Consider the following 12,649-nt stretch of genomic DNA (forward strand, 5'->3'; position numbering starts at 1 on the left):
CGCGCGAGATAGGTACGTAAAGAAAAGAAAACAAGTGCGATTATTTTTATTGATGAAATGGACATTTTAGGGGCGAAGCGTGGCAGCAATGTATCTCATCATGAGTATGACCAAACCCTAAATCAATTGTTAGTTGAAATGGATGGGTTGAAAGCTGAGCAAGGAGCGCCTATCTTGGTAATGGCTGCTACGAATCGTCCGGAAGCGTTAGATTCAGCCTTGCTGCGCCCAGGGCGTTTTGATCGGCAAGTAAAAGTAGATCTTCCTGATAAAGAAGGTCGTCTAGCTATCTTAAAAATTCACACTAAACATAAACCTCTGGCTCAAGAGGTGAACTTAGAAGATATCGCCCATGAAACATTTGGGTTTTCAGGAGCCCATTTGGAAAGTCTCACGAATGAAGCTGCCATTCTTGCTTTGCGAGATGAGGCGAGCGAAATATGTGAGGGTCATTTACATGAAGCAGTCGAAAAAGTGATGTTGGGAGAAAAACTGGATCGCAAGCCAACGGCGGAAGAATTACGGCGTGTTGCTATTCATGAGAGTGGGCATGCGTTGCTGGCTGAAGTGGTCCGCCCCAACTCAGTTGCTCAAGTTTCGATCCGGTCACGAGGAAATGCCTTAGGATACGTACGGCATTATCCAAAAGATGATTTATATTTATATACACAGGCGATGTTGGAAGAGCAGATAATGGTAGCCTTAGCGGGGGCATTAGCAGAAGAGGAGATCCTAGGTGCCCGGAGTACTGGGGCAGCGGGTGACTATGAACAAGCCCTTAATCTGGTTGAGAGGATGCTACTTTCGGGTATGTCTTCACTTGGCGTGACGGACGTTTCTCGTTTGGATGCTGAACATCGTCAGCTTGTGACGAAAGCTATATTAGCCGACCTCGAAGATCGAACTAAGTTAATCCTTCTAAAGAATAAACATTCCTTAGTCAAAATTACTGAGATTTTAGAAGATGAGGAAACGTTAAGTGGAGATGCTTTGCGGATGTATTTAATCGATGTCGCCTAAATCTATGGGCAGTAACTGCTTATCAACGGAGTCTTTCACTTTAAATGTAGTGGAAGGCTCCGTTAGTTTACACCGTAAATTATCGGAAGACAGTCAAGCATTTCGGAAGTTTTTACATAAAAAGAAGGATATTTTTGAGTTACATTAGAAATAATTTAATGGGGAGTATCATGGAAACTTGTTTCCATGAATTTGTAACACGAACTTTCGTGTTTATTTGCGTTGACAATAGGAGAGTGATAAACTATATGAAAGCTGAAATTGTCTCAACGGGGACTGAGATATTACTTGGAGAAACCCTCAACACAAGTGCACATTACTTGACAAGAAAACTGTCGACTTTGGGCATTGAAGTCGACTATCATACCACAGTCGGTGACAATCCCAAACGTTTAGAGCAAGTGTTGCGTCAGGCGCTCGTGCGTTCAGACCTCGTATTTACGACAGGAGGCCTAGGCCCGACTGCAGATGACTTAACGAAGGAACTAGTTGCCAAAGTCTTAGATTTAAAGTTGGAGTTAGACGCCTCCAGTTTAGAACAGATTAAGCAGTTTTTTGGTCGTCGCAAAGCGCCTATGCCTGTGAGTAATGAAAAACAGGCCTTTTTCCCTACAAACTCGACAATTTTGCCTAATCCCATTGGGACAGCCCCAGGGGCCATTATTAAAAAAAGCGATAAGATCGTTGTAATATTGCCAGGTCCTCCTTTTGAACTGCACCCTATGTTTGATCATTATGTTTGGCCGGAATTAGAGAAAATCATGGAACCTGATATCGAACGAATGAACGAGCGTGTTCTAAAAGTCTTTGGGATAGGAGAATCGGCAATTGAGGAAGTACTTGACGAACTGATGAGACTTCCTAGAGTTACAGTGGCATTGCTGGCTAAACGAGCTGAAATGCACATTCGCTTGGTGGCGAGGAGTACGAAAAAGACGTCCAAAGAAGCGGTTGAAGCTTTAAATCGAGTAGAAGAGGAAATCCGTCTGCGTTTAGGAAACAAAGTATTTGGCCGGGATCAGGAAACCATGGTTGGAATTGTCGGGCAACTATTACACGATCGACATCTGACTATTTCAACGGCTGAGTCATGTACCGGTGGATTACTGGGTGCTGCGCTCACTCAAGAACCAGGAAGTTCTGGATTTTATTTAGGTGGAGTCGTGAGTTATTCTAATTCTCTCAAACAAGGGTTACTTGGGGTTAATGAGGAAACCCTTAGCGCGTTTGGGGCGGTGAGTGAAGAGGTTGCTAAAGAAATGGCAGAAGGAATCCGTGCCAAAACCGGATCTGATCTGGCGATCTCAACGACAGGGATCGCAGGTCCAGATGGAGGCAGTGATCAAAAACCAGTGGGTCTTGTATTTATTGGCATAGCTACACCTGAGGGTGTTCAAGCGGAAAGAATTCAGTTATACGGAGAACGGGAATCTGTCCGTAGCTTAACCGTTCAGGCAGCCCTTAACAGGGTAAGAGTCAGTTTATCTAACTAACGAAAGGGGCTAACTAATAGGTGATGGTTGAACGTTTACAAAGTTTTGGAGATATTCAGTTAAGCAAACAGGTTTTGCAAGCTTTATCGGAAATGGGGTTTGAAGAGCCTTCACCAATTCAGATAGAAGCAATCCCAGTTGCCCTGGAAGGGATTGATCTTATAGGGCAAGCCCAGACCGGAACCGGTAAAACGGCTGCTTTTGGGATCCCTATTACAGAAAGGGTAAATTCTAAATTTCAAGCGGTGCAGGCCCTGATTGTCACACCAACTCGGGAACTGGCAATTCAGGTTGCAGAGGAAATTGCCAAGCTTGGAAAGTATCGGCATGTTAAACCGTTACCGATTTATGGCGGACAGCCCATTGATCGTCAGATTCGCGCCTTACGGATGGGATATCAGGTGGTAGTTGGAACCCCAGGACGGTTGTTAGACCATTTGAACCGCGGGACACTTCGTCTCCAACATGTGAAAATGGTGGTTCTCGATGAAGCTGATGAGATGCTGGATATGGGCTTTATTGAGGACATTGAGAGCCTTTTAAAGGAGGTTCCTTCAGAAGGTCGGCAGGTTTTACTTTTTTCGGCAACGATGCCCCCTGGAATTCGCAAATTGGCTCAAACTTATATGAATTCTCCTCGTTCTGTTACGGTCAGTCGGGATGAATTAACCGTTCCGCTGATTGATCAAGTTTTCTATGAGACTAGGGAAAGTATCAAAGTTGATGCCCTTGGTCGGATTATAGATATGGAGGATATTGGACAGGGAATTGTCTTTTGCCGTACAAAACGCGGAGTGGATGAGCTCGTAGTGGCACTAGAAGCCCGAGGCTATTTTGCCGATGCTTTGCACGGAGATCTAAGTCAGCAACAACGAGATCGAGTCATGAAGCGATTTAGAGATGGAAAATCTGAATTATTGGTGGCCACGGATGTAGCAGCTAGGGGCTTGGATATTAATAATGTGACCCATGTCATAAATTTTGATATTCCTCAGGATCCTGTCTCCTATGTGCATCGGATCGGGCGGACTGGAAGGGTCGGACGTAAAGGTCAAGCTATCACTTTGATTTCCCCGAAAGAGTATCGCCAACTACGTCTCATCGAAAATCTTATTAAGACGAGAATTCGGCGACTAGAGCTTCCTTCAATGGCGGATATCAGTGAGCGGCAAGCTGAAAATCTCAAGAATCAACTTTTGAAGCTAATCCAGAGTAATCGTCTCGGTAATTATCGGGCGATCGTTGGGGAATTGTTCCAGGAATACGATTCGATTGATGTAGCGGCCGCTGCCTTAAAGTTTGCAGTCGAGGGCGCAAATGTAGAAGAGCACTCTGAAGCTAAAGATCAAGATGAGCGGCTTTTTGCCAATACTGGGGCCTCAGCAGGAATGGTTCGCTTTTTTATTAACATCGGTAGAATCCAACAAATTCGTCCTCAGGATATTATCCGTTGGATTGCAGATCAAAGTGGAATTTCCGGAAATACGATTGGCATGATTAATATTTATGATAAATTTACGTTTGTTGAGATTCCTGAAAAGTATGCGTCAAGGGTTCAGAGTTGTATGCATCAGACTATCATAAAAGGGCGTAAGGTCAGTGTTGAGCCAGCCAAAGCCCGTGAAAATGCAGAATTTTAACCACGGATATAAAGTTCTTGACATTGTTATAGTAATCCTATTTCTCTAAAATTTTGGAGCCTTTTACTTTAATGAAATGAGTTGAAGTGAAAGGTTCTGTTTAATTAAATTGTAAAATAATTTGTTTTGCTGTCGGTTATAGATAAACAAATTGACAAGTATTAAGGGGTACATCTATAATAGAAACCGAACAGATGTTTTGGGGTATGACCCTGATGAGGAGGTTACAGAGTGGCGGAAACTAATAAGTTAAAAGCATTAGACATTGCCCTAGCTCAGATTGAAAAGCAGTTTGGTAAGGGTTCCATCATGAAACTTGGGGAGTCTTCGGCAGGGCTGGCGCTCGATGTCATTCCAACAGGTTCCTTGGCGATAGATCTTGCTTTAGGAGTTGGAGGGGTTCCTCGCGGCCGAGTCATCGAGATCTATGGACCTGAGTCGTCAGGAAAAACCACAGTGGCACTCCATATTATCGCAGAGGCACAGAAATTAGGTGGAGTGGCCGCCTTTATTGATGCTGAGCATGCACTTGATCCAGTATATGCCAAAGCCTTAGGGGTTAATATCGACGATTTACTCGTTTCCCAACCAGATACGGGAGAACAGGGGCTTGAAATCTGCGAGGCTCTTGTCCGCAGTGCCGCTGTGGATGTTGTGGTGGTGGACTCTGTGGCCGCCTTAGTTCCTCGCGCCGAGATAGAGGGCGAAATGGGTGACAATCATGTTGGTTTGCACGCCCGTCTCATGTCTCAAGCTTTGCGAAAGTTGACAGGCTCAATTAGCAAAAGCAATACGTGCGTAATTTTCATTAATCAAATACGAGAAAAAATTGGCGTCATGTTTGGAAGTCCAGAAACGACGACAGGCGGACGAGCTCTTAAGTTCTACGCTACGATTCGGATCGATATTCGCAGGCAAGAAGCTTTAAAACAGGGCCAAGATGTCATTGGCAATAAGACTCGGGTTAAAATCGTGAAGAATAAAGTCGCCCCACCCTTTAAGATGGCAGATTTCGATATTATGTATGGAGAAGGGATTTCTCGCGAAGGAAGCATTGTGGATATTGGGGCAGAAATGGAAATTATTAATAAGTCGGGTGCCTGGTACTCTTATAATGGTGAGCGGATAGGTCAGGGCCGCGAGAATGCTAAGGAATACCTTAAGCTGAACCCGGATAAGGCCAAAGAGCTTGAACAAAGGATTCGTGCTAATATGAGTGCTGTGGAGACGAGTAACGTAACTGAGGACGATGGTTCACTTGACGAAATCTAAACCTCCTAAGAGTGCTATGGTCGTGGCGGTGGATAGTTTATCCCGTCGTTCGATGACTCATTATGAGTTAGAGACACGCCTTCAAGAAAAGGGTTTCGAAAGCTCTGAAATCGAAAAAGTGCTGGATAGACTTCAAAAATTAGGCTACTTAAACGACCAAGATTTCGCTTTGATGTATTCGGAAAGTCGACTTAAGCATTATTCGCGGAGAAGGGTTCAACAGGACATGAAAAATCGGGGGCTTAGCCCCCAATTAATTGAGCAAACGTTGGAATCAACCTATTCAAGTGCTATGGAATATGAGCAATGTCTAGCGCTTGCCAAGCGATGGTGGATTCAAGAGGGTAAGCGTTGGGAGCAAAGACGTGAATCAGACCCTGCCAAGCGGACTGTACCACGTGAATTGTGGATACAGCAAAAAGTCGCTCGAAAGCTTATTCAACGCGGTTATCCTACGGAGTTTGTATGGAAAGTACTTGCTAACCCTGAGGTCTGTCTTAATAATGACACGGAGTAGGCCCTAGTGTATAGAATGAGCCACTTTAGGACAAGCTTGACATTGTTTGCAAATGATATTAAAATCTTAGCAGAGACCTGTCTCTGTTAAGATTTAACCTTTAAAGGTGTTCTTATAGATTTTGTTGTAGTTAGCTAAAATACGGGTTTTATGACTAGCGAGCGACAGTTTGTAGGAAACAGGGGAAAACCCTGTTTTAAGGTTATGCTTAAAGTGACTGGTTTTGGAAACCAGCTTTTTTAATGCGAAAAAATAGAAAAATTTTTCAAACAAGGAGGTGTGTAGACGTATGATCGAACTATTTATTACCGGGTTAGTTTCTGTTCTAGTAGGATTAGGTCTAGGTATTTCAGCAGGATGGCTTTTCCGTAAAAATACTGCGGAAAAGGGTATCGGTTCTGCAGAAGAAGAGGCAAAACGTATTGTTGAGAATGCCCATTCAGCTGCTGAAAGCAAGAAGAGAGAATCGGTCGTTGCTGCTAAAGAAGAAGTCATGCATATTCGCAATGAAGTTGAAAAGGAAACGCGGGAGAGGCGTAATGAACTCCAACGGCTTGAACGACGTTTGGTCCAAAAAGAGGAAAGTCTAGACCGTAAAATTGAATCACTCGAACGCAAAGAGGAAAATCTGCACCGCAAAGATAGCGAAGTTGAACAGCTAAAAGAAGAGTTGAACCACATCGTTAGCAAAGAACAAGCTGAGCTTGAGCGTTTGTCAGGAATGACCTCGGAAGAGGCCAAACAATTGCTTCTTAAGCGTGTTGAGGAAGATGTACGCTATGAATCGGCAATCATGATTAAGGAAATTGAGACTCGTGCCAAAGAAGAAGCTGAGAAGCGGGCAAAGAATATTATTGCCTTAGCGATACAGCGGTGTGCAGCCGATCATGTGGCAGAAACAACTGTATCCGTTGTAGCGTTGCCTAGTGACGAAATGAAAGGGCGAATTATCGGCCGTGAGGGACGAAATATTCGGACTTTGGAAACCCTGACGGGAATTGATCTTATCATTGATGATACACCAGAGGCAGTTATTTTATCAGGATTTGACCCAATTCGCCGAGAGGTTGCGCGAATTGCTTTGGAAAAACTCATTGCAGATGGACGTATTCACCCGGCGCGTATTGAAGAAATGGTTGAAAAGGCTCAGAAAGAAGTAGACCAAAAGATCAGGGAAGAGGGAGAACAGGCAACGTTTGAAACTGGTGTGCACGGGTTGCATCCTGAATTAATTCGATTGCTTGGGCGCCTAAAATTCCGCACAAGTTATGGACAGAATGTCTTGAAGCATTCAACGGAAGTATCCCATCTGGCCGGATTAATGGCAGCAGAGTTAGGGGTAGATATTCAACTTGCAAAGCGGGCGGGACTTCTGCATGACATTGGCAAAGCTGTAGATCATGACCTTGAAGGAACCCATGTCCAAATCGGGGTTGATCTCGTTAGAAAATACAAGGAATCTAGTGATGTTCTTCACGCCATTGAAGCTCATCATAACGATGTAGAGCCTAAAACTATTGTTGCAGTACTCGTTGCTGCTGCTGATGCTGTTTCGGCTGCTCGCCCTGGTGCACGCAGGGAGACCCTTGAAACGTATATTAAACGTTTACAAAAACTTGAAGAAATAGCTGAAAGTTTTGAAGGGGTCGAAAAGTGCTTTGCTATTCAAGCTGGACGAGAAGTTCGTATTATTGTTAAACCCGATAAGATTGACGATGTGCTCGCTCCACGTGTAGCTCGTGAAATTAGTAAACGAATTGAAGAGGAACTTGAATATCCCGGACAAATTAAGGTGGTTGTAATCCGAGAGACTAGAGCGGTTGACTTTGCGAAATAGTATCATGGCGAGATGTTAAAACAGGCAATCCAGCGGGTTGCCTGTTTTCTATTTATAAACCCATACCAAATATGACCAGCTTGCCTGAGAATGGTTTATGCAGGAGTTTGCAAGCCTACGCCGAATAATTACATGTTAGGACAGCGTATAAGAGAGGGCTGAAATAGGATGTTTAGTAATTTATATAGAGACGGAGGACGTGTTCAGGAGGGAGGACGTGCCCAAGATGGAGTAGGGCTACTAACCTCAATTTTATTGAGATACGCCGAGGTAGGAACTGTGCATTATTGGTGTGAGCAACATGCCCTAAAGTTCACGTTTATGCTTACAAAGCCTCAAGTAGACTCCTCTCTTCAAGACATGCTAAAACCAGCAGTAGAATTTTTCAATCAGCTTGAAGGTCGAACAATGAGAGTTTTTGATATCACATACCGGAACGAAGAAAAAGTGTGTGTAATTACTGTAACTCGAGATGTGGATAGTATGACCCAACGAGAGGTCGGGCTTATTGTAGAATTGTTAAAGCGAAAATTCCATAAACAGTTGCTCTATGAAGAAATGTATCTACCTGAAGAAGAACAAATTTTCCAAGAGGAAATGATTTCTCAAATGCTTTATTCAATCCAGAGCGATACTATGAAGAAAAACGTCGTGGCTTTGCGAGAGGAAGGACGTGTTTTGGTCTTTAAGTCATAGCGAATGCGATGCTCGAAGTTTAATGTGCGATGCATGTTGTTTGGATATCGAAACAGTATTAAAGAGTAAGCATAATGGCATTCTATGGATAGCGTTTAGGTGCGATGTGGGATATTCGATGTGCAAACTTCGAACATCGAGCTTCGAACCTCGATTTGGAAGGGGGGACATTTTTTGCGCATACTTTTTATTGGGGATATTGTAGGTAAGCCTGGAAGGGAAGCGGTTAAACGTTTTTTAAAACCACTTCAGGTGGAATATAAGATTAATGCGACGATCGCTAATGGTGAAAATGCTGCGGCTGGTAAAGGGATAACAAAAGAGATTGCCGAGGAACTTTATAGCAATGGCATTGAATTTATGACAATGGGTAATCATGTTTGGGATAATAGAGATATCATGAATTTCATTGATCGTGAAAATAGACTTATTCGTCCAGCAAATTATCCAGTTGGAGCACCGGGGCAAGGGCATGGATTTATAAGAGTCATGGGGAGGAAGATCGGAGTTCTTAATCTTTCAGGGCGCATCTTTTTACCATCTCTAGACGATCCTTTTAGTGGGGCGATTCGCTGGGTTAACCAAATGAGGCAAGAAACCCCGATCATTATCCTTGATTTTCATGCTGAAGCTACTTCGGAAAAAATGGCACTCGGTTGGTTTCTGGACGGCAAGGTCAGCGCTGTCTTAGGAACTCATACACATATTCAGACAGCGGATGCGCGTTTACTTCACCAGGGGACCGCTTATATCACGGATGTTGGTATGACAGGGCCACGAGATTCCGTCTTGGGTGTAAAAAAGGAGATTATTATTAACCGTTTCTTAACCCAATTACCTGCGAAGTTTGAGTTGGCAAGCGGTCCCATTCAGATTAATGCTGTTGTCTTAGACATCGATGAGGAGACTGGAAAAGCTCGACAGATCGAAGCAATCCAACGGGTTGCAGAGGCTTAGATCGAGGCAAGATGCACGAAGTACGAATATAACGGAATATAGCACGTAACGGGTGTAATTTGCATCGCTTTTAATGTCTGATAGAAATCTGAAAATTCTTATTCCATAATAGAGGATTTTGTCTGCCTGTTCTCGAATACATATATTCTATGTTGTGGTAATACTTGTAAAATCAAGTCGAGCAGGAGGATTGTATCTATGGAGGTATTAAAAGTCTCAGCTAAATCTAGCCCGAATGCAGTTGCAGGAGCTCTTGCCGGAGTTCTGCGTGAGAGAGGAGGCGCTGAGTTACAAGCCATTGGAGCTGGGGCTCTCAACCAAGCTGTCAAAGCGGTAGCCATTGCTCGTGGTTTTGTGGCTCCTAGTGGAGTCGATCTTGTCTGTGTTCCAGCATTTACGGATGTTTTAATTGACGGGGAAGAAAGAACTGCTATTAAGTTAATTGTTCAGCCACGCTAAACGAAGGGAAGACTAGGTCAATTCACCTGTTTGCTTTATTCCATAAGCAGACAGGTGTTTGTTTCGTTATGGTTAAGAGGAGGTTAATATGGAGAATTTTTGCATTGTTGATGGGCACTGTGATAGTTTAATTCACTTTGTCAATGGGGAAAGAACATTACAGGATCCCTCACAAGGTGGGCATTGGGATACACAAAGAGCGAAGCTTGCTGGAATCTCTCTCCAGTTTATGGCGGCCTATATTGAGGAGATGTATAAGCCTGTTATGGCAACTTGGCGAGGGTTACAATTGATTGAAGGAGCTCATCGCTTTATTGCGGATTATCCGGATCAGGTTTTTCTTGTGTTAGGGAAACAAGAGCTTCAACAAATTCCTGATCCAGCTCGAATCGGTATCCTGCTGAGTGTTGAGGGAGGAGAAATCCTGGGAGAGAACCTCTTTATGTTAGATATTATTTATAAATTGGGGGTCAGGGCTTTAGGTCTAACTTGGAATCAGCGCAATGCTTTAGCTGATGGAATTGGTGAATTTAAGACTCAGAGTAGGTTGACAAATTTAGGACAAGACGTTGTTTTACACATGAATAAATTGGGGATGCTTATCGATGTATCTCACCTTAATGAGGCAGGTTTTTGGCATGTTCTGGAGTTATCGAAGGCTCCTATTGCAGCTACCCACTCCTGTGCACAGGCTTTATGTTCTCATCCACGAAATCTATCTGATCAACAACTTCGTGCCTTAGGCAAGCATAAAGGAGTTGTCGGGGTGAACTTTTATCCGCAATTTTTAAGAGAGACGAGTCGAACACGACGTGAAGATGTCGTTCGCCATATTTGCCATATTGCTGAGGTGGCTGGAGTAGAGACGGTCGGATTAGGATCAGATTTTGACGGCATAAATGAAGTACCTGAGGGGCTTGAACATGTGGGAGATTACTCTGGATTATTGGAAGATTTAATAAAGGTGGGGTTTTCAACACGGGAAATTGAGCAAATTTCAAGTCAGAATTTTATGCGTTTATTGACGGACGTGTTAAAATAAAAGAGGAATAGAGATTCAAGAAAAGGGGTTAAGTTCGTGGTTTCACCATATACCCTATACGAAGCAGATTTGCATTGTCACACGACCGCATCTGATGGATTATTGACACCAACAGAACTGGTCCGCTTAGTTGCAGAATTGGGATTAAAAGGGGTTGCTATTACGGATCATGACACAATTCAGGGTTGGGATGAAGCAGAGGATGTCGGATCCAACTATCAGATACAGATCCTTAAAGGGATTGAGCTTAATACAAATTGGCATGGGGAAGAGGTCCACATTCTTGGTTATGAATTAGATGGCTCATCAAGTTACCTAAAGGGAAAACTTGGAGGATTAAGGGAAGCCCGTGAACAGCGCATGTTTAATATTCTGGATCGCTTAGCAACATTGGGAATTGATATTAGCGAGGATGAAGTTCGACAGTTTGCTCAAGGAGAATCGATCGGACGACCACATATCGCTCAGGTTCTTTTAAATCGTGGATTTGTACGGTCCATTAAGGAAGGGTTTGAACGTTACATCGGAAGAGGTGCGCCTGCTTACGTTCCACGCTATAAACTGACCCCAGAAGAGGGGATCGAATTAGTGCGTAAAGCTCAAGGAGTTGCTGTTCTTGCCCACCCCGGGATTGGCCGCCTAGAAGAAGGGATACCTGCCTGGATCGAAGCAGGTCTCCAAGGGATTGAGGTTCAGCATTCGGAACATAAGCCGGAGGATGTCTTACGATACAGTACCCTCGCTGAGCAATATAACTTACTAGCTACGGGAGGCTCAGATTTTCACGGCGAAGCAAGGAAACCTGGAGTAGAGGTCGGTCGCTGGGGCGTGTCTCTCAATGTCGTTGAGCAGATCTTTAGTCTGGCCAAGCAAAACCGTTTGAGCATGATTAGAGAATCTTAGGTTTTTTCCGTTAAAGGGTTAAAATGTATTTTCCCGGCATAGACTAGGATTATAGATAGAGCCGGGGGGGCGTAAGGTATTGGATTCTAAGGACGAAATAAATTTACTGAGGGCTCGGATAGGTGAACTTGAGCAGCGTGTAGAACATTTGAGGGTAAGCCGTCGGGTGCTTATGAACTTGCTAGAAAAGGTTGAACGAGAAAAGGTGGCCTTAGTTCATCACCTTGAAAAAGAAAATGTGCGTTTACAACGAGACAATAAGCGATTTGCAAAATGGATTTTTTCAAAAAACAAGGAAATTATTGAACTTCAGGAAAAAGTCGATACTTCAGTTCAAAAAGCATGAGTCAGCCGCTAGGTGACTTATGCTTTTATATACAGGACGCTGGCCAAGGATGGCTGTAGCCAAATTTCTATATCCACTAATGGTTATTGTCCGCCTGTTCTAGAAGACGGCCTAAATCGGTTTTAGGGTTATGATGTTCGCGAATTAACCGGCAAATATTAGGATTTAATCCTGCTTGTTCAGCAAGATAACCCCCCCAAAGGGCGTGTCTTGTGTCTATCTTTAATGGATATGAGAAAATAGAATGACCCTTTTCTAGGCGTGACCTTAGGTACTGGGGCGTCTTCTGTATGAGGACAATAAACACTCGATGCCAGAGGCGGAGGGAAATAACGGATTTTCCGCAGTCATGGAGGAGTGAGGCAGTAACCAGGTTTTTAAAGTCTTCTATGGATAAGGAGTGTCTTGCTTTAATAATGCTTTGGGCGACATCGATTGCGTGTCTCTGATCGGGAAGTGATTGCTGG

General features: G+C 43.7%; 12 protein-coding genes and 1 pseudogene. 12 read left to right on the forward strand and 1 reads right to left on the reverse strand.

Annotated elements, in window-relative coordinates; all coding sequences use genetic code 11:
- The 12 genes and pseudogenes from UF75_RS21025 to UF75_RS21080 form a co-directional block, all read left to right on the forward strand.
- Positions 1-1,020: pseudogene (locus tag UF75_RS21025) on the forward strand (AAA family ATPase); the annotation flags it as partial.
- A 248-nt stretch (positions 1,021-1,268) separates the two neighbouring features.
- Complete coding sequence (locus UF75_RS21030) at positions 1,269-2,513, forward strand: competence/damage-inducible protein A (RefSeq protein WP_045576516.1); 1,245 nt, start codon at positions 1,269-1,271, stop codon at positions 2,511-2,513.
- Positions 2,514-2,533: 20 nt separating this feature from the next.
- Positions 2,534-4,153 carry a DEAD/DEAH box helicase gene (locus UF75_RS21035; protein ID WP_156146551.1) on the forward strand — a complete coding sequence of 540 codons (1,620 nt, stop codon included), beginning with the start codon at positions 2,534-2,536 and terminating at the stop codon, positions 4,151-4,153.
- 231 nt (positions 4,154-4,384) lie between these two features.
- Positions 4,385-5,425, forward strand: a complete 1,041-nt coding sequence (recA, locus tag UF75_RS21040; protein ID WP_045576517.1) for a recombinase RecA — start codon at positions 4,385-4,387, stop codon at positions 5,423-5,425.
- Positions 5,403-5,942: a regulatory protein RecX gene (locus UF75_RS21045; protein ID WP_045576518.1), complete on the forward strand. Its 540-nt coding sequence runs from the start codon at positions 5,403-5,405 to the stop codon at positions 5,940-5,942. The genes recA and UF75_RS21045 overlap by 23 nt, the downstream gene beginning before the upstream one ends.
- A 289-nt stretch (positions 5,943-6,231) precedes the next feature.
- Positions 6,232-7,779 (forward strand): ribonuclease Y, encoded by a 1,548-nt coding sequence (rny, locus tag UF75_RS21050; protein ID WP_045576519.1) that lies wholly within the window; start codon positions 6,232-6,234, stop codon positions 7,777-7,779.
- Positions 7,780-7,947: 168 nt separating this feature from the next.
- Positions 7,948-8,475, forward strand: a complete 528-nt coding sequence (locus tag UF75_RS21055) for a hypothetical protein (RefSeq protein WP_045576520.1) — start codon at positions 7,948-7,950, stop codon at positions 8,473-8,475.
- Positions 8,476-8,649: 174 nt separating this feature from the next.
- The gene (locus tag UF75_RS21060) at positions 8,650-9,432 is read left to right on the forward strand and encodes a TIGR00282 family metallophosphoesterase (protein WP_045576521.1); all 783 of its coding nucleotides are present in this window, start codon (positions 8,650-8,652) and stop codon (positions 9,430-9,432) included.
- Between the two features lie 198 nt (positions 9,433-9,630).
- On the forward strand, positions 9,631-9,891 hold the full coding sequence (locus UF75_RS21065; RefSeq protein WP_045576522.1) for a stage V sporulation protein S: 261 nt from the start codon (positions 9,631-9,633) through the stop codon (positions 9,889-9,891).
- Positions 9,892-9,979: 88 nt separating this feature from the next.
- Positions 9,980-10,933 (forward strand): dipeptidase, encoded by a 954-nt coding sequence (locus tag UF75_RS21070; RefSeq protein WP_045576523.1) that lies wholly within the window; start codon positions 9,980-9,982, stop codon positions 10,931-10,933.
- Positions 10,934-10,969: 36 nt separating this feature from the next.
- Positions 10,970-11,836: a PHP domain-containing protein gene (locus UF75_RS21075; RefSeq protein ID WP_045576524.1), complete on the forward strand. Its 867-nt coding sequence runs from the start codon at positions 10,970-10,972 to the stop codon at positions 11,834-11,836.
- A gap of 79 nt (positions 11,837-11,915) precedes the next feature.
- Positions 11,916-12,182, forward strand: coding sequence for a hypothetical protein (locus UF75_RS21080; RefSeq protein ID WP_045576525.1), 267 nt, complete (start codon positions 11,916-11,918; stop codon positions 12,180-12,182).
- A 76-nt stretch (positions 12,183-12,258) separates the two neighbouring features.
- Here the strand turns inward: UF75_RS21080 and UF75_RS27580 are convergent.
- Positions 12,259-12,649, reverse strand: a 391-nt coding sequence (locus tag UF75_RS27580; RefSeq protein ID WP_082075266.1) for an HD domain-containing protein, incomplete at its 5' end; no start/stop codon positions are given.

Origin of the sequence: Desulfosporosinus sp. I2 (assembly GCF_000960765.1) — a bacterium.
Lineage (GTDB): Bacteria > Bacillota > Desulfitobacteriia > Desulfitobacteriales > Desulfitobacteriaceae > Desulfosporosinus.

Coding starts and splice junctions, on each gene's coding strand:
- UF75_RS21045 (WP_045576518.1), top strand. CDS start 5,403: ATGGTTCACTTGACGAAATCTAAACCTCCTAAGAGTGCTATGGTCGTG.
- UF75_RS21030 (WP_045576516.1), top strand. CDS start 1,269: ATGAAAGCTGAAATTGTCTCAACGGGGACTGAGATATTACTTGGAGAA.
- UF75_RS21065 (WP_045576522.1), top strand. CDS start 9,631: ATGGAGGTATTAAAAGTCTCAGCTAAATCTAGCCCGAATGCAGTTGCA.
- UF75_RS21070 (WP_045576523.1), top strand. CDS start 9,980: ATGGAGAATTTTTGCATTGTTGATGGGCACTGTGATAGTTTAATTCAC.
- UF75_RS21055 (WP_045576520.1), top strand. CDS start 7,948: ATGTTTAGTAATTTATATAGAGACGGAGGACGTGTTCAGGAGGGAGGA.
- rny (WP_045576519.1), top strand. CDS start 6,232: ATGATCGAACTATTTATTACCGGGTTAGTTTCTGTTCTAGTAGGATTA.